This is a genomic window from Streptomyces filamentosus, assembly GCF_014654895.1.
Lineage (GTDB): Bacteria > Actinomycetota > Actinomycetes > Streptomycetales > Streptomycetaceae > Streptomyces > Streptomyces filamentosus.
The window spans coordinates 988,296-1,014,357 of the sequence record NZ_BNBE01000001.1 but is presented as its reverse complement, the minus strand read 5'-3'; the positions used below and the strand labels follow the sequence as shown (position 1 = coordinate 1,014,357).

The 26,062-nt window shown below is 74.1% G+C and carries 20 protein-coding genes; 16 read left to right on the top strand and 4 right to left on the bottom strand.

What is annotated here, in order from left to right:
- The first annotated feature begins 195 nt into the window (after window positions 1-195).
- The 12 genes from IE326_RS04285 (at window position 196) to IE326_RS04230 (ending at window position 17,326) form a co-directional block, all read left to right on the top strand.
- On the top strand, window positions 196-2,628 hold the full coding sequence (locus IE326_RS04285) for an ATP/GTP-binding protein (protein WP_190040868.1): 2,433 nt from the start codon (window positions 196-198) through the stop codon (window positions 2,626-2,628).
- A gap of 143 nt (window positions 2,629-2,771) precedes the next feature.
- Window positions 2,772-4,331 carry a PucR family transcriptional regulator gene (locus tag IE326_RS04280; RefSeq protein WP_190040867.1) on the top strand — a complete coding sequence of 520 codons (1,560 nt, stop codon included), beginning with the start codon at window positions 2,772-2,774 and terminating at the stop codon, window positions 4,329-4,331.
- A gap of 126 nt (window positions 4,332-4,457) precedes the next feature.
- Window positions 4,458-5,510, top strand: a complete 1,053-nt coding sequence (locus IE326_RS04275) for an EamA family transporter (RefSeq protein WP_308440299.1) — start codon at window positions 4,458-4,460, stop codon at window positions 5,508-5,510.
- A gap of 88 nt (window positions 5,511-5,598) precedes the next feature.
- The gene (locus IE326_RS04270; RefSeq protein ID WP_190040866.1) at window positions 5,599-7,125 is read left to right on the top strand and encodes an outer membrane protein assembly factor BamB family protein; all 1,527 of its coding nucleotides are present in this window, start codon (window positions 5,599-5,601) and stop codon (window positions 7,123-7,125) included.
- A gap of 188 nt (window positions 7,126-7,313) precedes the next feature.
- Window positions 7,314-8,759 (top strand): aldehyde dehydrogenase family protein, encoded by a 1,446-nt coding sequence (locus tag IE326_RS04265; RefSeq protein WP_190040865.1) that lies wholly within the window; start codon window positions 7,314-7,316, stop codon window positions 8,757-8,759.
- A 127-nt stretch (window positions 8,760-8,886) separates the two neighbouring features.
- Complete coding sequence (gene aroA, locus IE326_RS04260; RefSeq protein ID WP_150232110.1) at window positions 8,887-10,152, top strand: 3-phosphoshikimate 1-carboxyvinyltransferase; 1,266 nt, start codon at window positions 8,887-8,889, stop codon at window positions 10,150-10,152.
- 34 nt (window positions 10,153-10,186) lie between these two features.
- A complete protein-coding gene (gene dxr / locus IE326_RS04255; RefSeq protein ID WP_190040864.1) occupies window positions 10,187-11,437 on the top strand; it encodes a 1-deoxy-D-xylulose-5-phosphate reductoisomerase in 1,251 nt (416 codons plus the stop codon).
- Complete coding sequence (locus IE326_RS04250) at window positions 11,434-12,741, top strand: M50 family metallopeptidase (RefSeq protein ID WP_190040863.1); 1,308 nt, start codon at window positions 11,434-11,436, stop codon at window positions 12,739-12,741. Before dxr ends, IE326_RS04250 begins: the two co-directional genes overlap by 4 nt.
- 104 nt (window positions 12,742-12,845) lie before the next feature.
- A complete protein-coding gene (gene ispG, locus IE326_RS04245) occupies window positions 12,846-14,003 on the top strand; it encodes a flavodoxin-dependent (E)-4-hydroxy-3-methylbut-2-enyl-diphosphate synthase (protein WP_150232116.1) in 1,158 nt (385 codons plus the stop codon).
- A 128-nt stretch (window positions 14,004-14,131) separates the two neighbouring features.
- A complete protein-coding gene (locus tag IE326_RS04240; RefSeq protein ID WP_150232119.1) occupies window positions 14,132-14,977 on the top strand; it encodes a GNAT family N-acetyltransferase in 846 nt (281 codons plus the stop codon).
- Window positions 14,978-15,005: 28 nt separating this feature from the next.
- On the top strand, window positions 15,006-15,551 hold the full coding sequence (locus IE326_RS04235; RefSeq protein WP_150232120.1) for a GNAT family N-acetyltransferase: 546 nt from the start codon (window positions 15,006-15,008) through the stop codon (window positions 15,549-15,551).
- Between the two features lie 71 nt (window positions 15,552-15,622).
- Window positions 15,623-17,326 (top strand): proline--tRNA ligase, encoded by a 1,704-nt coding sequence (locus tag IE326_RS04230; RefSeq protein WP_190040862.1) that lies wholly within the window; start codon window positions 15,623-15,625, stop codon window positions 17,324-17,326.
- Window positions 17,327-17,753: 427 nt separating this feature from the next.
- Here the strand turns inward: IE326_RS04230 and IE326_RS04225 are convergent, their stop codons facing one another.
- From IE326_RS04225 to IE326_RS04210, 4 genes are all read right to left on the bottom strand, one after another.
- On the bottom strand, window positions 17,754-18,638 hold the full coding sequence (locus tag IE326_RS04225) for a slipin family protein (protein ID WP_190040861.1): 885 nt from the start codon (window positions 18,636-18,638) through the stop codon (window positions 17,754-17,756).
- 96 nt (window positions 18,639-18,734) lie between these two features.
- Window positions 18,735-19,634 (bottom strand): aminoglycoside phosphotransferase family protein, encoded by a 900-nt coding sequence (locus IE326_RS04220; protein ID WP_190040860.1) that lies wholly within the window; start codon window positions 19,632-19,634, stop codon window positions 18,735-18,737.
- A 32-nt stretch (window positions 19,635-19,666) separates the two neighbouring features.
- The gene (locus IE326_RS04215) at window positions 19,667-20,086 is read right to left on the bottom strand and encodes a ferritin-like domain-containing protein (RefSeq protein ID WP_150232128.1); all 420 of its coding nucleotides are present in this window, start codon (window positions 20,084-20,086) and stop codon (window positions 19,667-19,669) included.
- Window positions 20,083-20,643, bottom strand: a complete 561-nt coding sequence (locus tag IE326_RS04210; protein WP_190040859.1) for a hypothetical protein — start codon at window positions 20,641-20,643, stop codon at window positions 20,083-20,085. The genes IE326_RS04215 and IE326_RS04210 overlap by 4 nt, the downstream gene beginning before the upstream one ends.
- A 191-nt stretch (window positions 20,644-20,834) precedes the next feature.
- Here IE326_RS04210 and rimP point away from each other — a divergent pair, with 191 nt between their 5' ends.
- From rimP to infB, 4 genes are all read left to right on the top strand, one after another.
- Window positions 20,835-21,332 (top strand): ribosome maturation factor RimP, encoded by a 498-nt coding sequence (gene rimP / locus IE326_RS04205; protein ID WP_150232132.1) that lies wholly within the window; start codon window positions 20,835-20,837, stop codon window positions 21,330-21,332.
- A 2-nt stretch (window positions 21,333-21,334) separates the two neighbouring features.
- Window positions 21,335-22,330, top strand: a complete 996-nt coding sequence (nusA, locus tag IE326_RS04200; protein WP_150232134.1) for a transcription termination factor NusA — start codon at window positions 21,335-21,337, stop codon at window positions 22,328-22,330.
- A gap of 95 nt (window positions 22,331-22,425) precedes the next feature.
- On the top strand, window positions 22,426-22,716 hold the full coding sequence (locus IE326_RS04195) for a YlxR family protein (protein ID WP_150232135.1): 291 nt from the start codon (window positions 22,426-22,428) through the stop codon (window positions 22,714-22,716).
- A gap of 149 nt (window positions 22,717-22,865) precedes the next feature.
- Window positions 22,866-25,943, top strand: coding sequence for a translation initiation factor IF-2 (infB, locus tag IE326_RS04190; protein WP_190040858.1), 3,078 nt, complete (start codon window positions 22,866-22,868; stop codon window positions 25,941-25,943).
- Window positions 25,944-26,062 lie beyond the last annotated feature (119 nt).

The window sequence follows — 26,062 nt, the reverse complement described above, 5'->3', positions numbered from 1 at the left end:
CGAAGGGCTCCAGGCATGCGCCGATCGGGAGTGTTGCCGGCGTGTCGTTGGACGCGGTGGACAGGCCGACCTCCCGGCCCCCTCTCCCCGCCGCGCGTCCCCCCGGCTCCCCGAAACCCTCCCCGGAAGGCCCGCGCCCACTAGATTGGCGCTGGCACAGACGCGGCGACCTGGCTGGTCAGGGGGCAGGGGTTCATGGAGACCGACGGCACGTACGAGTCACGCGACACGAGAGGCGCGGCGGTCCCACGCCCGGCCGGACCGCCGCTGCCTCCTGCGCCGCCGGCCCTCCCGGAGGGCCCTCCCGGATCGCCGCCTGTCCCTCCCGCGACACCGCCCCGGCCCCCCGGCGCCCCCGGCGTGCCCGGTGCGCGCAACGCCGTCGCGGAGTGGCTGGACGCGCCTCGGCCGGAGGCGCCCCCTGGCGTCTGGCGGTTCCGGCACGTGCCGCCGGCCCGTACGGATGCCCGGCGGCTCGCTCCCGTCACCACGGTCGGTGTCGTGGTCCCTCTGCTGCTCGGGCTGCTCCTGTGGTCCGTGTGGAACGAGGGCGGTCTGCCCTACCTCTCCTTGCCGCTCGCCGCCCTCACCCCCGACGACTGGTTCTTCGCCGGTTCGACGACGCCCCGCGACTGGCACGGAAGAGCGGCCACCTCCGTGTACAGCGGCATCGTCCTCGCCGCGATCGTGTACGGGATGGGTAAGCTCGGCTCCTGGGGACAGCTGGCGCGCTACTTCCTGGAGCCGCACAAGCCGGCCGTCCGGGCCGCGATCGCCGCGGGAGCGGCGTTGATCGCGCTCACCTTCGTCTGGCCGGAAGCGTTCCCGCTCGTCGGCTGGGATCCCCTGCCCATCGCCATGCCGGTCCTGTACCTCGTCGCCCTGGTCGCCGACGACCTCTCCATCTTCACCTCGCCCGTGCTCACCTACACCCTGTACGCCGTGATCACGGCGGGGGTGCTGTGGCCCTTCGCCCGCCTCGGAGACTGGCGCGGCTTCGTCCGCCACTGGCTCGCCTCACGCGGGTCCGGCCCCGCCCCGGCCGCCCCCGACGCCCCCGCCCCCCTCTCCACCTGGCCCGGGCCGAGGGCCGCGGGGCAGGGGCAGGTCGCCGAGCTGCTCTCCGGTGAGCTGCTCTCCGGACGCATGAACGAGGTCGACTGCGCGCGGATCCGGCGGCACTGGGAACAGAGCCGGGAGGACGCGGGACGGCTCGCCGGGTTCGTCGACACCGTGCTGCGGCATGGTGCTGCGGCCTGGGCGCATCCCTCAGGCGACCGCGACCTGCCGCGGCGGCTCTTCCCCCACGACCTGCTCCTCGGACAGGTGCGGATCGGCCGGGCCGCGGCCGCCGAGCGCAACCCGGCCGCCTACCGGGGTGTGGGCGTCGCGCTCGATCCGACCGTGCTCGGCACCTCGCTCCTGGTCGTCGGGCCGTCCGGCGGAGGTCCGGTCGGCAGCCTCACCGCCACCGCCGCCGAGGCCCTCACCCTCCAGGCCCTCACCGGCACCTGCGCGGTCGTCACCGTGGGGGGATCGTCCCCCGCGTACGGTCCGGACGCGGCGTACGACGTCGTGGTCCGGCTCGGCGACCCCGCCTCCCCGTACGACCTCGACCTCTACGGCGGGCTCACCGGGCCGGACGAGGCCGCCGCCCTCCTCGCCGAGGGCCTGGCGGGGGACGTCGCATCGCTCGACCCGCGCCGTGCCGCCACCGTCCTCGCCCAGCTCCTCGGCCCTTACCGGGCCGTCCACGGGACCTTCCCCTCCGTGCCGGTGCTGCGCGAACTCCTGGAGGCGGACGCCGGGCGGCTCACCGCGCTGCTCGACCGGCTGCCCGCCGAAGCCGCCGCCCTGCGGCGTGAGCTGGAAGGCCGGATCCGCCAGGCGGGCGGGCCCGCCGACCCCGGGCCGGTGCTCGCCGACCGGCTGGCCCTCCTCGACCGTCCCGCCTTCGCGGACTTCTTCGGCGCCGGCACGGGAGGGGCCCAGCCCTTCTCCCTGGACGCCGTCGCCCACCATCCGCTCCGCGTCCGCGTGCAGCTTCCCGAGCACGGGCACGAGGAGGCGGCCCAGCTCCTCGCCCGCCTGATCCTCGCCCAGTTCCTGGCCGCCGCCCGGACCGGCGGCCGCCGGTCCCATTTCGTGGGGCTCACCCTCGACGACGCCACGGGCGCGCTCACCGGCGGCACCATCCGCTCCCTCCAGCGACTCCGCACCCACCGGGCCGGCGTCGTCCTCGGCCTGCGGACCCTCGGCGACGTGCCCGAACCGCTGCACGGACCGCTGCTCGCGGCCGTCGGCTGCCGCGCCGCCCTCTCCGGCGTCACCACCTGGGACGGCCGGGGCCTCGCGGAGGCATGGGGCACCGAATGGGTGGAGACCGAGGAGGTCGCCCACCACACGGTCTTCGCCAACCAGCCGATGACCCGGGCCATCCACGCCCTGCGCAAGAAGGTCACCGGCAAGGCCGTCACCACCGACGCCGTCACGCTGAAGAAGGTCGAGCGCGAGCGCTGGTCCGCCTCCGAGCTCGCGCACTCCGTCCCGCCCGGCCACGCCGTCGTCTCGCTGACGACCGTCGACGGCGCGAGCACGCCGCCGCTCCTCGTCGACCTCCGCGCCTGACGGCGGGCGGCGGGCGGCGGGTGAGGGGCGGGGGGTCGGTGGCCCTGGCACAATCGGGGGCGCCGCCCTCCCCAGCGGCGTTCCGTCGCCGGGCCGGGGCGTCTCCGGGTCCGGTCCTGCTGTTCTAAGGTCCGCCGGTCCCTATGCCGCCCACCCTCGCCTCGCTCGTCCAGCACTCCTCGCTCCGGCTCGTCGTCCGGGCCGGGGAGGACCGTCTCGACACGCCCGTCCGCTGGGCCCACGTCAGCGAGCTGGCGGATCCCGTGCCGTACATGGAGGGCGGGGAGCTGCTGCTGACCACGGCCCTCACGCTGGACGCCGAGGACGGCGAGGCGATGCGCCGGTACGTGCGGCGGCTGCTCGGCGCGGGGGTCGTGGGGCTCGGGTTCGCCGTGGGGGTGAACTACGACGAGATCCCGGGCGCGCTCCTGGAAGCCGCCCGGGACGAGCACCTGCCGCTGCTCGAAGTGCCGCGCCGCACCCCGTTCCTCGCGATCAGCAAGGCCGTCTCCGCCGCCATCGCCGCCGACCAGTACCGGGCCGTGACCGCCGGTTTCGAGGCGCAGCGCGAGCTGACCCGGGCCGCGCTCGCCGAGGGCCCGGACGCGGTCGTCTCCCGGCTCGCCGCGCACGTCGACGGCTGGGCCGCGCTCTACGACGCCTCCGGCGCGGTCGTCGCCGTCTCCCCGGACTGGGCGGCCCGCCGCGCCGCCCGCCTCACCCCGGACGTCGAGCGGCTGCGCGAACGCCCCGCCCCCGCCAGCGCCGTCGTCGGCGGCACCGACGACCGGGTCGAGCTCCAGTCCCTCGGCACCGGCCGCCGGGTCCGCGGCGCGCTCGCCGTCGGCACCGGCGCCCCCCTCGGCACCGCCGAGCGCTACGCCGTCCACTCCGCGATCGCGCTGCTCACCCTCACCACCGAGCGTTCCCGTTCCCTCCAGGCCGCCGAGCAGCGCCTCGGCGCCGCCGTGCTGCGCATGATGCTCGCGGGCCAGCCGGAGCACGCCCGTACTGTCGCCGGCGACGTGTACGGCGACCTGCTCGACGCCCCCTTCCGGCTGCTCGTCGCGGAGCCGGGCTCCGGCGCCGAGCGTGCCGAACCCCCGCTGCCGGTGCTCGCCGAGTCCCTGGAGGCCGCCGCCGCCCGCGCCGGAGAGGCCGTGCTCGCCGTCCCCGAGGGCGAGGACCGGCTCGTCGTCCTCGCGGGCGACGGCGGCGCGGTCGTCGCGGCCTGCGCCGGGTACGCCGAGCGCGAGGCCGACGAGGCCGGGGTGGTCGTCGGGCTCTCCGCCCCCGCCGGCCGGGCCACCGCGGCGACCGCGTACAAGCAGGCCGAGCAGGCCCTGTCGGTGGCCCGCCGCCGGGGCCGCGCCCTCGTCGAGCACGAGGACCTGGCGGCCGGTTCCGTACTGCCGCTCCTCGCCGACGACGCCGTACGGGCCTTCGCCGACGGCATGCTGCGGGCGCTGCGCGAGCACGACGCCACCGGCCGGGGCGACCTGGTCGCCAGCCTGCGCGCCTGGCTCTCCCGGCACGGACAGTGGGACGCCGCCGCCGCCGACCTCGGCGTCCACCGGCACACCCTGCGCTACCGGATGCGGCGCGTCGAGGAGATCCTGGGGCGCTCGCTCGACGACCCGGACGTCCGCATGGAGCTGTGGCTGGCCCTCAAGGCGACGGGGGAGGAGGGGGAGGGGGCGTGAGGCTCCCTCGGTCCCGTCGGCCTCCCCCCCGGGGCCTGCCCGGATCCGGGTCCGACCGCGGGCTCCCTGCCCGAAGCCGGGCAGAATTCCTGGCCGGGTTCCCGGCGGTTCAATACTCTCCTGCTCATGACAAGCCCTGCCGCCGATCCCGATCCCGATCCCGCCCCCGCCTCGGCCTCCGCGGCCAAGACGACCACGACGGCCAAGACGGCCACGACGATCAAGATGACCACGACGACCACGACGACCACGACGATCCCCGCGTCCGGCACGCTCGCGGCCCCCGCCCCCCGGCGCATCACCGGTGCCGTCTGGGCCGCCCTCGGCATCGTCTACGTCGTCTGGGGCTCCACCTACCTCGGCATCCGGATCGTCGTCGAGACCGTCCCGCCGTTCCTGGCCTCCGGCTCCCGCTTCGTCGTCGCCGGAGTGCTCCTCGCCGCGATCGTCGCCTGGCGGCACGGGCCCGCCGCCCTCAAGGTGGACCGGCGCCGGCTCGGTTCCGCCGCGCTCGTCGGGCTGCTCCTCATCCTCGGCGGCAACGGGCTGGTCAACCTCGCCGAGACCACCGTCCCCTCCGGTCTCGCCGCCCTCCTGATCGCCGCCGTCCCCGTCTGGGTCGTCCTGCTGCGCACCGCCACCGGCGAGCGCCCGGGGCCCGGCGCGTACGGCGGCGTCCTGATCGGGATGGCCGGCCTCGCCGTCCTGACCCTGCCGGGGCTCAGCGGCGACATCGGCATCGGCGGCGTGCTCCTCGTCGTGCTCGCCGCCCTGCTGTGGTCGCTCGGCACGGTCTCCTCCGCCCGGCTGCCCATGCCCGCCAACCCCTTCACCGCGAGCGTGTACGAGATGCTGGCCGGCGGTCTCGGCGGCATCGTCCTCGGCCTGCTCCGCGGCGAGCACCACGGCTTCGACCCCGGAGCGGTGTCGGGCCGTTCCTGGGCGGCCCTCGCCTACCTGGTCGTCTTCGGCTCGCTGATCGCCTTCACCGCGTACGCCTGGCTGCTCCAGTCCGCCCCGGTCTCGCTCGCCGCCACCTACGCGTACGTCAACCCGGTCGTGGCCGTCCTGCTCGGCGCGCTGATCCTCGGCGAGGCCCTGACCTGGCCGATCCTCCTGGGCGGCGGGATCGTCGTGGCGGCCGTCTGCCTCATCGTCTCCACCGAGCGGAGGGGGTGACGGGAGAGATCGTCCGGGTCCTACGCTGACCCCGCACGCCGTCCGGGCGTGCGCACGACGACACGGGACGGCAGGGGCGGGGATCCGGATGGCGACGGCGGGGACGAAGGGTGCCGGGGGCGCGAAGGGCGCCGGGGGCACGGCGGGGGAGAAGGGCGGCAGACCGGCGGGGAGCGCGCCCGCCGGCGGCAGGGGGAAGGGGAGCGGTTCCCGGCTCGCCCGGTACGCCGTCGTGGGCGGTGTCCTCCTCGCCGTCCTCGCGGGCTGCGGCGGCGCCACCGCCGGCATCCTCGCGAGCGAGGGCTACCTCCCCGGCGACTCGATGCGCGAGGTCTGGAGCACCCCGGCCGGGTCGCGCGCCCGCGAGTACGGCAACGGCTCCTGGCTCAGCGGCGACACCGTCGTCCGCAGCCACGCCGAGTCCGTCACCGGCCACGACGCCCGGTCCGGGCGCGAGCGCTGGACCTTCACCCCGCCCGGCCGCGCCCGGGTGTGCGCCGTGAGCACCGCCGCCGAGGACGGCATCGCCCTCGTCGTCCTCGGCACGTACGATCCCATCGCCGACCCCACCGCCGATCCCGCCGCCACGGACCCCGCCCCCACCGGCAGCGACTCCGCCGGCACCGGCACCGGCACCGCCCCCACCGGCTCCGGCGCGGGCTGTTCCACCGTCACCGCGCTCTCCCTCGCCGACGGGCGCGCGCTGTGGCGGAGCGCACGGGTCCCCGAGGACACCGCCCTCCAGGCCGAGCACGACGTCGTCGCCGTCGGCGGCGGCCTCGCCGTCGTCCGCGACGAGGACGGCGCCTGGACGTACGCCCGGCCGGGCGATCCCGGGGTGCTCCGCGCCGACCGCGCGCTGCGCGCCCTCGACCTGCGCACCGGCGCGCCCAAGTGGTCGGCGCGGCTGCCGGCGGGCTGCGTGCCGTACGGCGTCGCCGCGGGCCGGAGCCAGGTCCTGGCCCTGGTGGTCTGCGACGACGACATCAGCCTCACCGCCCTCGACCCGGCGAACGGCGGGGTCCGCTGGACCACCCCCCTCGACGAGCGGCAGAAGGTCATGCCGATGCAGCACGACCCGGTCCTCGTCTCCGCCGACCCGCCCGTGGTGGCGGTCCAGAGCCTGGACGACAGCGGCCGTCCGACCTTCCTCTCCTTCGGCGACGACGGGCGCCCCCAGGGCCGCATCGCCTCCGGCCCGGCCAACGGCACCCTCCGGTCGCCCGTCGACGAGCCCGCCCTCACCCGGATCGCCCACGGGCGCCTCTACACGGTCGCCGAGATCGACTACGACGACGTCGTCAGCGCCTTCGACCTGCGCAGCGGGCAGCGGCTCTGGCGCGCGGAGCTCGACGACCGGGAGGACGTCATCGGGCTGCGGGTCGCGGACGGCAGGGTCACCGCCCTGGTCGACGTGTACGGCTCGCAGGGGGAGGACGGGCTCGTCGTCCTCGACGCCGACAACGGCGACGAGCGCGACCTGCGCACCTTCCCCGACTCGGTGGGCGGCTCCGCCGGCGAGGTCAAGGCGCTCCACGGCTTCGAGGACCGGCTGATCGCCGTCCGCTGGGGCGACGGCTACTTCCCGCCCCTCACCGCGTACGAGGAGCGCTGACGGCACGTCCCCGCACCCCGCCCGGCAGGCCAAAGCGGACAGGGCCGCCGGCGCACCACTCCATCGCGGACAAACGCCCGTTCGCGTCCCCGGCCCTAACGTGTCTGGAGAGCAACCGCTCTGGAGGACGGCCGCCCGCACGGGGCGACCGCTCGCACCCGCAGCAACGGAAAGGGCCGGGACGCGCAATGACGACCACCCACGCCTTCTGGGTCGCCGGCCGTGAGGCCACCGGCGACACCACCTTCGACGTCACGAACTCGTACGACGGACGTCTGGTCGGCAAGGTCGCCGTGCCCACCGAGGCCCAGGTCGAGGAGGCCGTCGCCGCCGCCCACGCGGTCGTCGACGAGTTCGCCGCCACCCCGGCGCACGTCCGCGCCGCCGCCCTCGACCACGTGTCGAAGCGGCTCGCCGAGCGCACCGAGGAGATCGCCCAGGTCATCTCCGCCGAGAACGGCAAGCCCATCAAGTGGGCCCGCGGCGAGGTCGGCCGTGCCGTCTCCGTCTTCCGCTTCGCCGCCGAGGAGGCCCGCCGCTGGAACGCCGGCGAGGCCCAGCGCCTGGACACCGAGGCCGGCGGCGCGGGCCGCCTCGCCCTCACCCGCCGCGTGCCCAAGGGCGTCGTCCTCGGCATCGCGCCCTTCAACTTCCCGCTGAACCTCAGCGCCCACAAGGTCGCCCCGGCCATCGCCGTCGGCGCCCCGATCATCCTCAAGCCGGCCCCGGCCACCCCGATCTCCTCCCTCATCCTGGGCGAGATCCTGGCCGAGACCGACCTGCCGGCCGGCTCCTGGTCGATCCTCACCGTGCCGAACGACCGGATGCCCGCCCTCGTCCAGGACGAGCGCCTCCCGGTCATCTCCTTCACCGGCTCGGACAAGGTCGGCTACGCCATCCAGCAGTCGGTGCCGCACAAGCACTGCACCCTGGAGCTCGGCGGCAACGCCGCCGCCGTCGTCCTCGCCGACTGGTCCTCCGAGGCCGACCTGGACTGGGCCGCGAGCCGCATCGCGACCTTCTCCAACTACCAGGGCGGCCAGTCCTGCATCTCCGTGCAGCGCGTGATCGCCGACGCCACCGTCTACGACCGCCTGCTGCCGAAGATCGTCGCGGCCGTCGAGGCCCAGGTCACCGGCGACCCGGCGGACGACGCCACCGACGTCGGCCCGCTCGTCGACGAGGCCGCCGCCCGGCGCGTCGAGTCCTGGGTGGACGAGGCCGTCGCGGCCGGCGCGAAGCTCCTCGCCGGCGGCAAGCGCGAGGGCGCCGCCTACGCCCCGACCGTCCTCACCGACCTCCCGGCCGACGTCACCCTGGCCCGCTCCGAGGTCTTCGGCCCGGTCCTCACCGTCGCCAGGGTCGACGGCGAGACCGAGGCGTTCGCCGCGGTCAACGACTCGGACTTCGGCCTCCAGGCCGGCGTCTTCACCCACGACCTCCAGACCGCCTTCCGCGCCCACCGCGCCCTGGAGGTCGGCGGCGTGATCGTCGGCGACGTCCCCTCGTACCGCGCCGACCAGATGCCGTACGGCGGCGCCAAGCGCTCCGGCGTCGGCCGCGAGGGCGTCGCGTACGCCATGGACGACTACACCTACGAGCGCGTGCTGGTCCTCACCGGCCTCGCCCTGTAGGACCCGCGTCCCACGAGACCAGGCGGTCCGAGCCCACTGTGCGGGGGCTCGGGCCGCCTCCTCGCGTCCGCGTCCAGCAGGCGGACCGCGAGGCGACGGCGCGGCCGGCCACGGCAGGATGACCGGCGTGACCGTCATCGACATCCCCGGCTCCAAGTCCGTCACCGCCCGCGCGCTCTTCCTCGCCGCCGCCGCGGAGGGCACCACCACCCTCCTGCGCCCGCTCGTCTCCGACGACACCGAGGGCTTCGCCGAAGGGCTCGCCGCCCTCGGCTACGCGGTCCGCCGCGAGCCCGGCGCCTGGCACGTCGAGGGCCGTCCCGCCGGACCGGGGACCGCCGAGGCCGACGTGTACTGCCGCGACGGCGCCACCACCGCCCGCTTCCTGCCCGCCCTCGCCGCCGCCGGCCGGGGCACCTTCCGCTTCGACGCCTCCGCGCAGATGCGCCGCCGTCCCCTCGGCCCGCTCACCACCGCCCTGCGCGAGCTCGGCGTGGACCTGCGGCACGGCGGGAAGGAAGGCCACCACCCGCTCTCCGTCCACGCGGACGGCGTCCGGGGCGGCGCGCTCACCCTCGACGCCGGGCAGTCCTCCCAGTACCTCACCGCCCTGCTGATGCTCGGCCCGCTCACCGCCGAGGGCCTCGCCGTCACCGTGACCGACCTGGTCTCGGAGCCGTACGTCGAGATCACCCTCGCGATGATGCGGTCCTTCGGCGCCGAGGTCACCCGGGAGGACGACGAGCGGGGCCGCACCTACCGCGTCGCCCCCACCGGCTACCGCGCCCGGACGTACGCGATCGAGCCCGACGCCTCCACCGCCAGCTACTTCTTCGCCGCGGCCGCCCTCGGACCCGGCCGCTCGGTCACCGTCCCCGGGCTCGGCACCGGCGCCCTCCAGGGCGACCTCGCCTTCGTCGACGTGCTGCGCCGCATGGGCGCCGACGTCGAGGTCACCGACGGGGCCACCACCGTCCGCTCCACCGGCACCCTGCGCGGGCTGACCGTCAACATGCGGGACATCTCCGACACCATGCCGACCCTCGCCGCGCTCGCGCCCTTCGCCGACGGCCCGGTCCGCATCGAGGACGTCGCCAACACCCGGGTCAAGGAGTGCGACCGGCTCGACGCCTGCGCCGACAACCTCCGCCGCCTCGGCGTCCCCGTGACCACCGGACCCGACTGGATCGAGATCCGGCCCGGCACCCCCGCCGGGCCCGTGGAGATCGCCACCCACGGCGACCACCGGATCGTCATGTCCTTCGCGGTCACCGCCCTGCGCACCCCCGGCATCACCTTCGACGACCCCGGCTGCGTGAAGAAGACCTTCCCGGACTTCCACCGGGTGTTCGGGGGATTCGGAACATTCGGCGCGTTCGCCCGGACCCCGTGAGGAGCGCACAGCGTTTGGGGCAAGAATGGGGGGCATGAGCGACCGCCCCTCTCCTCTCGCCGACCCGCACATCGCCTTCGATCCGGCCGAAGGCCGCCGGGACGTCGTCGTCCTCGGCTCCACGGGATCCATCGGCACCCAGGCCATCGACCTGGTGCTGCGCAACCCCGACCGCTTCCGGGTCACCGCCCTGGCCGCCTCCGGCGGCCGGGTCGCGCTCCTCGCCGAGCAGGCGCACCGCCTCCGGGTCGCCCAGGTCGCCGTCGCCCGCGAGGAGGCCGTCGAGGAGCTGCGCACGGCCCTGAAGGCGCTGTACGGCTCCGAGCCGCTGCCCGAGATCCTGGCCGGCCCGGACGCCGCCGCCCAGCTGGCCGCCTCCCCGTGCCACACCGTCCTCAACGGCATCACCGGCTCCATCGGCCTCGCGCCGACCCTCGCCGCCCTGGAGGCCGGCCGCACCCTCGCCCTCGCCAACAAGGAGTCGCTGATCGTCGGCGGCCCGCTGGTGAAGGCGCTCGCGAAGCCCGGCCAGATCATCCCGGTCGACTCCGAGCACGCCGCCCTCTTCCAGGCGCTCGCCGCCGGCACCCGCGCCGACGTCCGCAAGCTGGTCGTCACCGCCTCCGGCGGCCCCTTCCGCGGCCGGACCCGGGCCGAGCTGGAGCACGTCACCCGCGAGGACGCGCTGGCCCATCCGACCTGGGCGATGGGACCGGTCATCACGGTCAACAGCAGCACCCTGGTCAACAAGGGCCTGGAGGTCATCGAGGCGCACCTCCTCTACGACATCCCCTTCGACCGCATCGAGGTCGTCGTCCACCCCCAGTCCTACGTCCACTCGATGGTCGAGTTCACGGACGGCTCCACCCTCGCCCAGGCCACCCCGCCGGACATGCGCGGCCCCATCGCCATCGGCATCGGCTGGCCCGAGCGGGTCCCCGACGCGGCCCCCGCCTTCGACTGGTCCAAGTCGTCCACGTGGGAGTTCTTCCCGCTGGACGACGAGGCGTTCCCGTCGGTGAACCTGGCCCGGCACGTCGGCGAGCTGGGCGGCACCGCCCCCGCCGTCTTCAACGCCGCCAACGAGGAGTGCGTGGAGGCGTTCCTCGCCGGACGGCTCCCCTTCAACGGCATCATGGACACCGTCACCGCGGTCGTCACCGAACACGGCCGGCCCGCCGGGGGAACCTCCCTGACGGTGCCGGACGTCCTGGAAGCGGAGACCTGGGCCCGCGCCCGGGCCCGGGAACTCGCAGCGAAGGCAACGGCGGAGGCGCGCGCATGACGGAAGTACTCCTCTACGTCCTGGGGATCGTCCTGTTCGCCCTGGGACTGCTCGTCTCCATCGCCTGGCACGAGCTGGGCCACCTCTCCACGGCCAAGCTCTTCGGCATCCGCGTGCCGCAGTACATGGTCGGCTTCGGCCCCACCATCTGGTCGAAGAAGCGCGGCGAGACCGAGTACGGCATCAAGGCCATCCCGGCCGGCGGCTACATCCGCATGATCGGCATGTTCCCGCCCGGCGAGGACGGCAAGATCGAGGCCCGCTCCACCTCGCCCTGGCGCTCCATGATCGAGGACGCCCGCGAGGCGTCGTACGAGGAGCTCCAGCCCGGCGACGAGACCCGGCTCTTCTACACGCGCAAGCCGTGGAAGCGCGTGATCGTCATGTTCGCCGGACCGTTCATGAACCTGGTCCTCGCCCTCGGCCTCTTCTACGGCTCGATGATGACCCTCGGCATCGAGGGCCAGACCACCAAGGTCGCGGGCGTCCAGAAGTGCGTCATCGAGCAGGACGACCAGCGCGAGAAGTGCGCTCCGGGCGACCCGGTCTCCCCGGCCTTCGAGGCTGGCCTCAAGGAGGGCGACCGGATCGTCGCCTTCAACGGCACCCCCGTCGCCGACTGGGACACCCTCTCCGACCGCATCCGGGACACCATCGGCCCTGCCACCCTCACCGTGGAGCGGGCCGGGCAGCGGATCGACCTGCACCCGACGCTGGTCGCCAACAAGGTCCTGAAGAAGGACGAGGACGGCCAGGTCGTCCGGCCGGCCGCCTACGTCGACGCCGGATACCTCGGCTTCGCCTCCAAGACCGAGGTCGCCGCCCTCTCCTTCGGCGAGTCCACCGAGCGGATGGGCGACCTGCTGGAGAACGGCGTCCACTCGGTCATCGCCCTCCCCGGCAAGATCCCCGGCCTGTGGGACGCCACCTTCGGCGACGGCGAGCGCGCCGAGGACTCGCCCGTCGGCGTCGTCGGCGCCGCCCGGATCACCGGCGAGCTCATGACCATCGAGGCGCCCCCGTCGGCGATCCTCGTCATGTTCATGAACCTGCTGGTGTACTTCAACGTCTCGCTGTTCCTGTTCAACATGCTCCCGCTGCTGCCGCTCGACGGCGGTCACATCGCGGGCGCCCTGTGGGAGTCCGTCCGCCGCCACACGGCCCGGATCTTCAAGCGCCCCGACCCCGGCCCGTTCGACGTGGCCCGGCTGATGCCCGCCGCCTACGTGGTCGCCGGCGTCTTCGTCTGCTTCACCCTGCTCGTCCTCGCCGCCGACATCGTCAATCCGGTGAAGCTGACGTGACTCCCAGGGGGGACGGGCACGACCGTGTCCGGCCCCCCGCCCCCGGGGCGGTAACCTCGGAAGCCCGAGCCCGCCGACGCACGACCTTGAGGTTGCACAGACTCATGACCGCGATTTCTCTCGGTATCCCGACCGTTCCGACCCGGCTCGCCGAGCGCCGCAAGAGCCGGCAGATCCAGGTCGGCAGCGTGGCCGTCGGCGGTGACGCACCCGTCTCGGTGCAGTCGATGACGACGACCCGCACCTCCGACATCGGCGCCACCCTCCAGCAGATCGCCGAGCTGACCGCCTCCGGCTGCCAGATCGTCCGCGTGGCCTGCCCCACCCAGGACGACGCCGACGCCCTCGCCACCATCGCGCGCAAGTCGCAGATCCCGGTGATCGCCGACATCCACTTCCAGCCGAAGTACGTCTTCGCCGCGATCGACGCCGGCTGCGCCGCGGTCCGGGTCAACCCGGGCAACATCAAGCAGTTCGACGACAAGGTCAAGGAGATCGCCAGGGCCGCCAAGGACGCGGGCACCCCGATCCGCATCGGCGTCAACGCCGGTTCGCTCGACGCCCGCCTCCTCAAGAAGTACGGCAGGGCCACCCCCGAGGCGCTCGTCGAGTCCGCCCTCTGGGAGGCGTCCCTCTTCGAGGAGCACGACTTCCGCGACATCAAGATCTCGGTCAAGCACAACGACCCGGTCGTCATGGTCGAGGCATACCGCCAGCTCGCCGCCCAGTGCGACTACCCGCTGCACCTCGGCGTCACCGAGGCCGGCCCCGCCTTCCAGGGCACCATCAAGTCGGCCGTCGCCTTCGGCGCCCTCCTCTCCCAGGGCATCGGCGACACCATCCGCGTCTCCCTCTCCGCCCCGCCGGCCGAGGAGATCAAGGTCGGCATCCAGATCCTGGAGTCGCTCAACCTCCGCCAGCGCCGCCTGGAGATCGTCTCCTGCCCGTCCTGCGGCCGCGCCCAGGTCGACGTCTACAAGCTCGCCGAGGAGGTCACCGCCGGTCTCGACGGCATGACCGTCCCGCTCCGCGTCGCCGTCATGGGCTGCGTCGTCAACGGCCCCGGCGAGGCCCGCGAGGCCGACCTCGGCGTCGCCTCCGGCAACGGCAAGGGCCAGATCTTCGTCAAGGGCGAGGTCATCAAGACCGTCCCCGAGTCGAAGATCGTCGAGACCCTCATCGAGGAAGCCCTCAAGATCGCCGAGCAGATGGAGAAGGACGGCGTCGAGAGCGGCGAGCCGACCATCGCCGTCGCCGGCTGACCCCGGCCCCGCCGCACGGAACCCCGCCCTCCTCCGGAGCGGCGGGGTTTCGCCTTCGTACCGGGCCCCGGCACGGAACCTGGGGGTACAGTGCCAGGACCAGCAGAACCCGCACGGTGAGGCCCCTCGTGTTGACACAGACCACCACCCGGGTCCTCGAACCCGCCGATCTCGGCGCCGCCCTCGCCGTCCTGGAGAGCGCCCCCGTCGAGAACGCCTTCGTGACCGCCCGCGTCCGGATCGCCGGACTCGACCCCTGGCGCCTGGGCGGCGAGATGTGGGGCTGGTACACCGAGGGCCGGCTCACCTCCCTCTGCTACTCCGGCGCCAACCTCGTCCCCATCTGCGCCACCCCCGAGGCCGTCCGCGCCTTCGCCGAGCGGGCCCGCCGGATCGGCCGCCGCTGCTCCTCGATCGTCGGCCCCGCCGGACCCACCGCCGAGCTCTGGCGGCTCCTCGAACCCTCCTGGGGCCCCGCCCGCGACGTCCGCGCCCACCAGCCCCTCATGGTCGCCGAGGAACCCTCCGCGACCGTCGCCCCCGACCCCCTGGTCCGCCGCGTCCGCAAGGACGAGATGGAGGTGATCATGCCGGCCTGCGTCGCCATGTTCACCGAGGAGGTCGGCGTCTCCCCGACGGCCGGCGACGGCGGCCTGCTCTACCAGGCCCGCGTCGCCGAACTCGTCGGCTCCGGCCGCTCCTTCGCCCGCATCGAGGACGGCAAGGTCGTCTTCAAGGCCGAGATCGGCGCCGCCACCCGCCAGGCCTGCCAGATCCAGGGCGTCTGGGTCGCCCCCGAACACCGCGGCAAGGGCCTCTCCGAGACCGGCATGGCCGCCGTCCTCCAGTACGCCCTCGCCGACGTCGCACCCGTCGTCAGCCTGTACGTGAACGACTACAACACCCCCGCCCGCGCCGCGTACCGCCGCGTCGGCTTCCGCGAGACCGGCGCCTTCATGAGCGTCCTGTTCTGAGGCCCGGACGGCTTGTAGGGTGCGCCGCATGGACGACGCACAGGCCGTGATCGGACCCGTCAACCTCGCCGCCCGGGTGGACGAGGCGCTCGCCGTGCAGGCGGTCGCCTTCGGCCTCGACGCCGAGGAGGTCGCCGTACGCCGGCACATCGTGCTGCGCCACCTGATGAGCCCCGGCGCCCGCGCCTACGGGGCCACCACCCCCGACGGACGGCTCGCCGGCTTCGTGTACGGGATGCCCAACGACCGCACCCACTGGTGGTCCACCGTCGTGGAGCCGTACCTGCGCGCCACCGGCACCGCCGACTGGCTCGAAGGCTCCTTCGTGATCACCGAGCTCCACGTCCACCCCGCCTTCCAGGGCCTCGGCCTCGGCCGCGGGCTGATCACCACCATCACCGACACCGCCGAGGAGAAGCGCTCCATCCTCTCCGCCATCGACACCGAGTCCCCGGCCCGCGGCCTCTACCGCTCCCTCGGCTACGCCGACCTCGCCCGCCAGGTCCACTTCCCGAGCGCCGCCCGCCCGTACGCGGTGATGGGCGCGCCGCTGCCGCTCGCCCGCCGGAACTGATTTCTCGCGGACGGTGCCCCCCGGCTAACCTCGGGGCCATCACCTTCAGTCCCGGCAGGAGTACGAGAACCATGGCCAAGGCACCGGTCCAGCGCATGTCCCAGTTGATGGCGAAGACGCTGCGCGACGACCCGGCGGACGCCGAGGTCCTCTCCCACAAGCTCCTCGTCCGCGCCGGCTACGTCCGCCGCACCGCCGCCGGCATCTGGAGCTGGCTGCCGCTCGGCAAGAAGGTCCTCTCCAACGTCGAGCGGATCGTCCGCGAGGAGATGGACGCCGTCGGCGCCCAGGAGGTCACCCTCCCCGCCCTCCTGCCCCGCGAGCCCTACGAGGCCACCGGCCGCTGGGACGAGTACGGCGCCGAGCTCTTCCGCCTCCAGGACCGCAAGGGCGGCGACTACCTCCTCGGCCCCACCCACGAGGAGATCTTCACCCTCCTGGTGAAGGACCAGTGTTCGTCCTACAAGGACCTGCCGGTCATCCTGTACCAGATCCAGACCAAGTTCCGCGACGAGGCCCGCCCCCGCGCCGGCATCCTGCGCGGCCGCGAGTTCCTCATGAAGGACTCCTACTCCTTCGACACCGAGGACGAGGGCCTGGACCGGTCCTACGGCGTCCACCGCCAGGCCTACCAGCGGATCTTCGAGCGCCTCGGCCTCGACTACCGCATCTGCGCCGCCACCGCCGGCGCCATGGGCGGCTCCAAGTCCGAGGAGTTCCTCGCCCCGGCCGAGGCCGGCGAGGACACCTTCGCCGACTGCCCGAACTGCGACTTCGCCGCGAACACGGAGGCCGTGTACCAGGAGGTCAAGGCCGTCGACGGCTCCGCCGTCCCCGCGGCCGAGGAGATCCCCACCCCGGACACCCCCACCATCGAGACCCTCGCCGCCTCCCTCGGCGTGCCGGCCTCCGCCACCCTCAAGAACCTCCTGGTGAAGGTCGACGGCGAGATCGTCGCCATCGGCGTCCCCGGCGACCGCGAGGTCGACATGGACAAGGTCGAGGAGCACTTCGGCCCCACCGCCACCGTCGAGCTGGTGACGGAGGAGGACTTCGCGGCCCGCCCCGACCTGGTCCGCGGCTACGTCGGCCCGCAGGGCCTGGAGAAGGTCACCTACCTCGCCGACCCGCGCGTGGCCCCCGGCACCTCCTGGATCACCGGCGCCAACAAGGACGGCACGCACGCGAAGAACGTCGTCGCGGGCCGTGACTTCGAGGTGTCCGAGTACGTCGACGTCGTCGTCGTCCAGGACGGCGACCCGTGCCCCAAGTGCGGCACCGGCCTCAAGCTGGACCGCGCGATCGAGATCGGCCACATCTTCCAGCTCGGCCGCAAGTACGCGGACGCGCTGAAGCTCGACGTCCTCGGCCAGAACGGCAAGCCCGTCCGCGTCACCATGGGCTCCTACGGCATCGGCGTCTCCCGCGCCGTCGCCGCGCTCGCCGAGCAGACCGCCGACGAGAAGGGCCTGTGCTGGCCGGCCGAGGTCGCGCCCGCCGACGTCCACGTCGTCGCCGCCGGCAAGGCGCTCCAGACCGAGCTGGCCCTGGAGGTCTCCGACAAGCTGTCCGCCGCGGGCCTCCGGGTCCTCGTCGACGACCGCGCCGGCGTCTCCCCGGGCGTCAAGTTCACCGACGCCGAGCTCATCGGCGTCCCGAAGATCCTCGTCGCCGGCCGCCGCGCCGCCGAGGGCGTCGTGGAGCTGAAGGACCGCCGCACGGGCGAGCGCGAGGAGCTGACGGTCGAGGAGGCCCTCGCCGCCCTGACGGCCTGACCCCCTCGGCCCTCCGGCCTACCGGCTCTCCCTGCGCGGCCGCCGCCCCCTCGACGGGGTGGCGGCCGCGCCGTTTCGCCGGGGGCGGTGCGGCGGTGCCGCCGCCGTTTCGTCGTGGGCAGTCGTTCCGCCGGGGCGGAACGGGTGGGCACGACGGAACGGCACCCTTCGCGGGTGCCTCCGCACCAGTGTCTGGACCCGCACCTGTACGGAGCCGTACCCCGGGTGCGGGTCCAGGCCCGGAAAGCCTCGGCCCGGCTACGGGCGCCGTCCCCGTGCCCACCCGTCCCGCCCTGCGGGACGCCTGCCCACAGGGACGGCGGCGACAGCCCCGCACCGGGACAGCGGGCGCAGCCGGGAGGGACGACGGGCGCGAGCGGCAGTTCCCAGGGGGCGACGGGGCGCGGGCGTGAGCCCGTACGGGGGGCTACGCCGCCAGGTCGTCCCGGGTTTCCCGGGGGGCCGGGTCGACGGAGGGGCCGGTGAGGTCCTCCACGGGCGGGAGGGGCGGGGGCGCGGGGGAGGGAGGGGCGGCGGGCGGCCGGGCGGGCTCCGGCGTGGCGCGTTCCAGGAAGCGGAGGAGCTCGACCGGGATCGGCAGCACCAGCGTCGAGTTCTTCTCCGCCGCGACGGCCATCACCGTCTGGAGGAGCCGCAGCTGGAGGGCCGACGGCGCCTCCGCCATCTGGTGCGCCGCCTCCGCCAGCTTCTTCGACGCCTGGAGCTCCGCGTCCGCGTTGATCAGGCGGGCCCGCCGCTCCCGGTCCGCCTCGGCCTGCCGGGCCATGGAGCGCTTCATGGTCTCGGGCAGGGAGACGTCCTTGATCTCGACGCGGTCGATCTGCACGCCCCACCCGATCGCGGGCGAGTCGAGCATCAGCTCCAGGCCCTGGTTGAGCTTCTCGCGGTTGGACAGCAGGTCGTCGAGGTCGCTCTTGCCGATGATGGACCGCAGCGAGGTCTGTGCCATCTGCGAGACGGCGAACCGGTAGTCCTCGACCCGGACCAGCGCCTCCGCCGCGTCGACGACGCGGAAGTAGACGACCGCGTCGACCCGCACGGTCACGTTGTCCCGGGTGATGCCCTCCTGCGCGGGGACCGGCATGGTGACGATCTGCATGTTCACCTTGTGGAGCCGGTCGACCACCGGGACGATCATGGTGAAGCCGGGCGCCCGCACCTCCCCGCGCAGCCGGCCGAAGCGGAAGACGACGCCCCGCTCGTACTGCTTGACCACGCGCGCCGCCGCACCGACGTAGGCGGCGACCGCCACGCCCGCGCCCGCGACCGCCAGCAGGATTTCCTGGATCATCACGACCCCCTGACGAAGGGATACAAAAAGGGTATTCCCTGTCAGGGGGTCGCCGAACTGATCACCGTTCGTCGGCCGCGAGGCCGGCCACCGGACTCACAGCCAGCCGGCGAACTCCAGCAGCCACTCGGCCTCCTGCCGCCGCCCGCCGGCCAGCGCCCGGGTGCCGGACTCGACGGTGCGGAAGAGGGTCCAGCCGCGCAGCCGCTCGCGGTCGACGTCGAGCGAGTCCGCCAGCTTGTTGACCCGCCGCCGGGCCGCCGGCGCGCCGGCGGAGGAGGCGACCAGGTCCTCGACCCGCTCCCGCACCAGCCGCGCCAGGTCGTAGGCGCGCTCGCCGACGACCGGGTCGGGTCCGACGGCCAGCCAGGGCGCGCGGTCGCCGCCGAGCACCTTGCCCTGCCGGAAGTCGCCGTGCAGGAGCAGTTCCTCGGCCGTCCCGGCGAGCAGCTCCTCGCGGGCGGCGAGCGCGGCGGCCGCCAGGCCCCCGGCGACGGGGTCGGAGAGGTGGCGCTCCACGGCGGACGCCTGCTCCGCGGTGCGGTCGGCGACGGTGCCGAAGCCGTGCCCGGCCGGCGGCTCCACCCACAGCTTCCGTACGGTCCCGGCGGCCTCCAGGAGCGCCTTGGCCTCCGGCAGCGAGCGGAGGGACACCTCCGGGTGCAGCCGTTCGAGGACGAGGGAGCCCTCCGGGGCCTCGGCGCGGAGCCGTACCGCGCCCCAGCCGTTCCAGTGCGCGAGGGCGTCCCGCTCCAGCGCCGGGCGGGCGAACGGCGGCGCGATCTTCAGCGCGGCGGGTTCGCCCTCCGCGTCCCGGACGAGCAGCACCAGACTGCCGCGCCCGCCGGGGGCCACCACCCGCTCGACGGTCAGGCCGGCCTCCTCGGGCACCCGCTCGGCGAGGCCGGGCAGCCGCCCGAGCCAGTCGGCCGCGGCGGCGTCCCCGTACTTCTCGCGGAGCGCCGTCGTCAGTCGCCGAGGCGGTTCGAAACCCATGCGTGCCTTGTTCCTTCTGGTCGGGTGGGGGCTCAGGAGGCCCGCTCGGCGAGCCCAGGAAAGGGTACGTCGCTGCCGCGCCAGCGCACCGCGCGCACCGCGGCCTCCCGGAGCGCCGCCGCGGCCTCGCCGCGCAGCGCCCCGCCGGAGGCCCGCACCAGGTCGGAGTAGACGCCCGCGACCCGGTCCTCCAGGACGGCCGCGAGCCGCACCGCGCCGGCCGGGTCGGCCACCCGGAAGGGCAGCTCGTACGCGGCGGCGGCGACGGCCGGGGTGCCGCCGAGGTCGCGGACGGTGCGGCGCAGCGCGTCCCGGCGGGCCCGGTGCGCCTCGTACGCGGCGGTCGCCTCGGCCCGGCGCTCCTCGGCGACCCGGCCGCCGACGACCCCGTAGCCGTACACCGCCGCGTGCTCGGCGGCGAGGGCCGCCTGGGCGGCGTCGAGGGCGCTCATGCGCGGGCCCCTTCGGTGAGGAGGTAGGCGTGGGCGGCGCCGGCGGCGGCCACCGAGGCGAGCAGGCGGGCGTACTCGGGCGGGGCGGCGAGCAGCTCGGCGGTGTGCGCGCCGGAGGCGGTCCGCGCGGCGGCGGCCAGTTCCCGCAGGGCGGCCGCCGGGTCGGCGGGGGCCGGGCGGGGGGCGGCCGGGGCGGTGGAGGCGGCGGGGGCCGCGGTGCCGGAGGCCGCGGAGGGGGAGGGCGCCGGCCGGTCGCCCTCGGAGAGGGCCCGCACGTGGGCCGCGGCCGCGGCGCGCAGCGGTGCCACGCGCGTGCGCAGCGCGGGATGGGCGGCGAGGGCGGCGTCGTAACGTTCCAGCAGGGTCCGTGAGGCGTCGGCCGCGCGGCGGCGGAGGGCCGCCTCGGCGCGGGCCACCCGTTCGGCCTCGCGGGCCGCCGCCTCCTCGGCGGGGCTCGGGCGGCGCGGGCCCGCCCCGTCGGAGGTGCATCCGGTCAGGGCCGCGGCGGCGGCCGAGGCCCCCGCCGTGAGCAGGGTGCGTCTGCCCGTCGTCGTCACGCTCTCTCCCTCAGCATTCCGGACCCCTCCCGGCCGCCCGTCGAAGATCACCGCAGGCGAGCGTACCCGTGGGGGCTCCCGGCGTGGACGGCAACACCCTCCGGGACCGGATACCCTTGACCCGACACGCAGCGTCGAGCAGCGACGAGCGGCGGACCCACAACAGCACACGCGGCCGAGGAGTCACCCGGATGAGCACCACCCAGAGCGACAGGCTGCGCGGACTCATTGAGCCGCTCGTCCGCGCGGAGGACCTGGATCTGGAAGAGATCGAGGTGTCCCGGGCCGGCCGCCGCGGACTGCTGAGGATCGTCGTCGACTCGGAGGAGGGCGTCGAGCTGGACGCCTGCGCGGAGCTGAGCCGCGCGATCTCCGCGAAGCTGGACGAGACCGACGCCATGGGCGACGGCGAGTACGTCCTGGAGGTCAGTTCCCCGGGCGCCGACCGTCCGCTCTCCGAGCACCGCCACTACGTGCGGGCCACCGGCCGGCTGGTGAGGCTCCAGCTCGTCGAGGGCGGCGACCTGGTCACCCGCATCCTGGCCGTGGACGAGGCGGGCCTCGACACCGAGGTCCCGGGCGTGAAGGGCCGCAAGGCCACCGCCCGCCGCGTGGAGTTCGCCGAGATCGCCAAGGCGCGTGTCGAGATCGAGTTCAACCGCAAGGACAAGAAGGAAGAGGAGGCGTAGCCGTGGACATCGACGTGAAGCTCCTGGAGGGCTTGGCGAAGGAGAAGGACATCTCCTTCGGGATGCTGGTCGAGGCGATCGAGTCGGCCCTCCTCATCGCCTACCACCGCACCCCGTCCGCCCGCCGCCACGCGCGCGTGGAGCTGGACCGCCGCACCGGGCACGTGACGGTGTGGGCCGAGGAGGACCCGGCCGACCTGGAGGAGGGGCAGGAGCCCAAGGAGTTCGACGACACCCCGTCGGACTTCGGCCGGATCGCGGCCAGCACCGCCCGCCAGGTCATCCAGCAGCGGCTGCGCGACGCCGAGAACGACGTGACCTTCGGCGAGTACGCCCGCCGCGAGGGCGACGTCGTCGCCGGTGTGGTGCAGCAGGGCAAGGACCCGAAGAACGTCCTCGTCAAGCTGGACGACAAGCTGGAGGCCATCCTTCCGGTGCAGGAGCAGGTGCCGGGCGAGGACTACACGCACGGCCTGCGGCTGCGCACCTACGTGGTCCGCGTGGCCAAGGGCGTCCGCGGTCCGTCCGTCACGCTCTCGCGCACCCACCCCAACCTGGTGAAGAAGCTCTTCGCCCTGGAGGTGCCGGAGATCGCCGACGGTTCCGTCGAGATCTCCGCCATCGCGCGCGAGGCCGGCCACCGCACCAAGATCGCGGTCAGGTCCACCCGTTCGGGCCTGAACGCCAAGGGCGCCTGCATCGGCCCCATGGGCAGCCGGGTGCGGAACGTGATGGCGGAGCTGCTCGGCGAGAAGATCGACATCGTCGACTGGTCCGACGACCCGGCCGAGATGGTGGCGAACGCCCTGTCCCCGGCCCGGGTGTCCAAGGTCGAGGTCGTCGACGCCGCCGCCCGGTCCGCCCGGGTGACGGTCCCCGACTACCAGCTCTCCCTGGCGATCGGCAAGGAGGGGCAGAACGCCCGTCTGGCCGCGCGCCTCACCGGCTGGCGGATCGACATCCGCCCGGACACCGAGGCCCCGGGCGAGGAGGGCTGAGCGGCACCGCCGCAAGCCCGAGATCGTTTTTGGCCAACAGCTGTTCGATTTTTGCCCCAAACGGGTGAGGTCGGTACGGGGAGGTAGACTTAATCGTGTCTGGCCGGACGCATGCCCGCGCGTGCCCTGAGCGAACCTGTGTGGGATGCCGGGAGCGAGCGGCCAAGAGCGATCTGCTGCGGATCGTGGTGATCAAGGACGAGTGCGTCCCCGATGATCGCGGTACGCTGCCCGGCCGGGGTGCGTACGTGCACCCCGCCTTGCACTGTCTCGACCTCGCGGTCCGCCGCCGGGCGTTCCCGAGGGCCTTCAAGGTCCCGGGCCCGCTCGACGCGGCGGGGCTGCGGGAGCACATCGAGCAGGCCGCCCAGGCGGCACCGCAGTGAACAGGAAGTACGGCACGGAACACCGTGCGGTCAGGTACCTCGCGAGTCGGAAGTAGGTCGAGATTGCGATGAGCACTCGATGAGTACGCGATGAGTACGCCCATGAAGTAGCGACGGTCCGGCGGTAACCGGACCTACAAAGGAGCGATGTGGCTAAGGTCCGGGTATACGAACTCGCCAAGGAGTTCGGTGTGGAGAGCAAGGTCGTCATGGCCAAGCTCCAGGAACTCGGTGAATTCGTCCGTTCGGCGTCCTCGACGATCGAGGCGCCGGTCGTGCGCAAGTTGACTGACGCTTTGCAGGGTCCCGGCGGTTCCGCCGGCAAGACCGCTGCCAAGCCCGGCGCGCCCCGCAAGGCGGCGCCCGCCCCCAAGCCGGCCGCGCCGGCGCCTTCGGCGCCCGCTGCCGCGCGTCCCGCCGCCCCCAAGCCTGGCGCGCCCACCCCGGCGCCCAAGCCCGCGGCGGCCGAGAAGCCCGCGACGCCGGCCGCCCCCGGCCCGCGTCCGACCCCGGGTCCGAAGCCCGCGGCTCCCGCGCCCAAGCCGGCGCCCGCCGCCCCGGCTCCGACCAACCCGGAGTTCACCGCGCCTCCGGCGGCCCCCGCCGCCGGTGGTCAGCGTCCCGGTGGTGCCGCCCCCGGCCAGCGTCCGGCAGGTGCCCGTCCGGGCCAGGCCGCGCCGCGTCCGGGCCAGCAGGCCCCCCGTCCCGGCGGCCAGCAGGCCCCGCGTCCGGGCGCCCCGCGTCCGGCCGGCCCGCGTCCGGGCAACAACCCCTTCACCTCGGGTGGCTCCACCGGCATGGCGCGTCCGCAGACGCCCCGTCCCGGTGGCGGTGCCCCGCGTCCCGGCGGCCCCGGTGCCGTTCCGGGCGCCCCGCGTCCGCAGGGCGGCCCCGGTGGTCCCGGCGGCGCCCCGCGCCCGCAGGGCCAGGGCGGCGCGCGTCCCACCCCCGGTGGCATGCCGCGTCCGCAGGCTCCCCGTCCGGGCGGCGCGCCCGGCGGCAACCGTCCGAACCCGGGCATGATGCCGCAGCGTCCCGCTGCCGGCCCGCGTCCCGGCCCCGGCGGTCGTGGTCCCGGTGGCCCCGGCGGTCGTCCGGGCGGTCCCGGCGGCGGTGGCGGTCGTCCCGGCTTCGCCGGTCGCCCGGCCGGCCCCGGCGGTGGCGGCGGCGGCTTCGCCGGCCGTCCCGGCGGTCCCGGTGGCGGCGGCGGTCGTCCGGGTGGTCCCGGCGGCGGTGGCGGCTTCGGCGGTCGTCCCGGCGGCTTCGGCGGTCGTCCCGGTGGTCCGGGTGCCCGTGGTGGCACGCAGGGCGCCTTCGGCCGTCCCGGTGGTCCCGCGCGTCGTGGCCGCAAGTCGAAGCGTCAGAGGCGCCAGGAGTACGAGGCCATGCAGGCCCCGTCCGTGGGCGGCGTGATGCTGCCCCGCGGCAACGGCGACACCATTCGTCTGTCGCGCGGTGCCTCCCTCACCGACTTCGCCGAGAAGATCGGCGCCAACCCGGCGTCGCTCGTCGCGGTGATGATGAACCTCGGTGAGATGGTCACGGCCACGCAGTCGGTCTCCGACGACACGCTGACCATGCTCGGCGAAGAGATGAACTACGTCGTTCAGATCGTCTCGCCGGAGGAGGAGGACCGCGAGCTCCTCGAGTCCTTCGACATCGAGTTCGGCGAGGACGAGGGCGGCGAAGAGGCTCTGGTCTCCCGTCCGCCGGTCGTCACCGTCATGGGTCACGTCGACCACGGTAAGACCCGACTGCTCGACGCGATCCGCAAGACGAACGTCGTCGCGGGCGAGGCCGGTGGCATCACGCAGGGCATCGGTGCCTACCAGGTGGGCACCGAGGTCAACGGCGAGGACCGCAAGATCACCTTCATCGACACCCCGGGTCACGAGGCGTTCACCGCCATGCGTGCCCGTGGTGCGAAGTCGACCGACATCGCGATCCTCGTGGTCGCGGCCAACGACGGCGTCATGCCGCAGACGATCGAGGCGCTCAACCACGCCAAGGCCGCCGGCGTCCCGATCGTCGTCGCGGTCAACAAGATCGACGTCGAGGGCGCGGACCCGGTCAAGGTCCGCGGTCAGCTGACCGAGTTCGGTCTGGTGGCCGAGGAGTACGGCGGCGACACGATGTTCGTCGACATCTCCGCCAAGCAGGGTCTGCACATCGACTCCCTGCTGGAGGCCGTGATCCTCACCGCCGACGCCTCGCTCGACCTGCGGGCCAACCCGAACCAGGACGCGCAGGGTATTGCGATCGAGTCCCACCTCGACCGTGGTCGCGGTGCCGTCTCCACCGTCCTCGTCCAGCGCGGAACGCTGCGCATCGGCGACACCGTGGTGGTCGGCGACGCGTACGGCCGCGTCCGGGCGATGCTCGACGACAAGGGCAACAACGTCGAGGAGGCGACCCCGTCGACTCCCGTCCTGGTGCTCGGTCTCACCAACGTGCCGGGTGCCGGCGACAACCTCATCGTTGTCGACGAGGACCGTACGGCCCGTCAGATCGCCGAGAAGCGCGCCGCGCGTGAGCGCAACGCCGCCTTCGCCAAGCGCGTCCGCCGGGTGTCCCTGGAGGACCTCGACAAGGTGCTCAAGGCCGGTCTCGTCCAGGAACTCAACCTCATCATCAAGGGCGACGCGTCCGGTGCGGTCGAGGCCCTCGAAGCCTCGCTGCTCCAGCTCGACGTCGGCGAAGAGGTCGACATCCGCGTCCTGCACCGCGGTGTGGGTGCGGTCACCGAGTCGGACATCGACCTGGCCATGGGCTCCGACGCCATCGTCATCGGCTACAACGTCCGTGCGGCCGGCCGTGCCGCGCAGATGGCGGAGCGCGAGGGCGTCGACGTCCGGTACTACTCGGTCATCTACCAGGCGATCGAGGAGATCGAGGCGGCGCTCAAGGGCCTCCTCAAGCCGGAGTACGAAGAGGTCGAGCTCGGTACGGCGGAGATCCGCGAGGTCTTCCGCTCGTCCAAGCTGGGCAACATCGCCGGTGTCCTCATCCGCTCGGGCGAGGTCAAGCGCAACACCAAGGCGCGCCTCCTCCGCGACGGCAAGGTCATCGCCGAGGACCTCACCATCCACGGTCTGCGCCGCTTCAAGGACGACGTCACCGAGATTCGTGAAGGCTTCGAGGGCGGTATCAACCTCGGAAACTACAACGACATCAAGATCGACGACGTCATCGCGACGTACGAGATGCGCGAGAAGCCGCGCGCGTAACACGCGGTGAAGTGCCGGGGCCGGTCGGCGGAGGTTATTCCGTCGATCGGCCCCGGCCGTTCCGTGTACGGTTCCGGTGTTCCCGTCCAGTGGTGGGCGGGGCCACTGACCCCGAACCG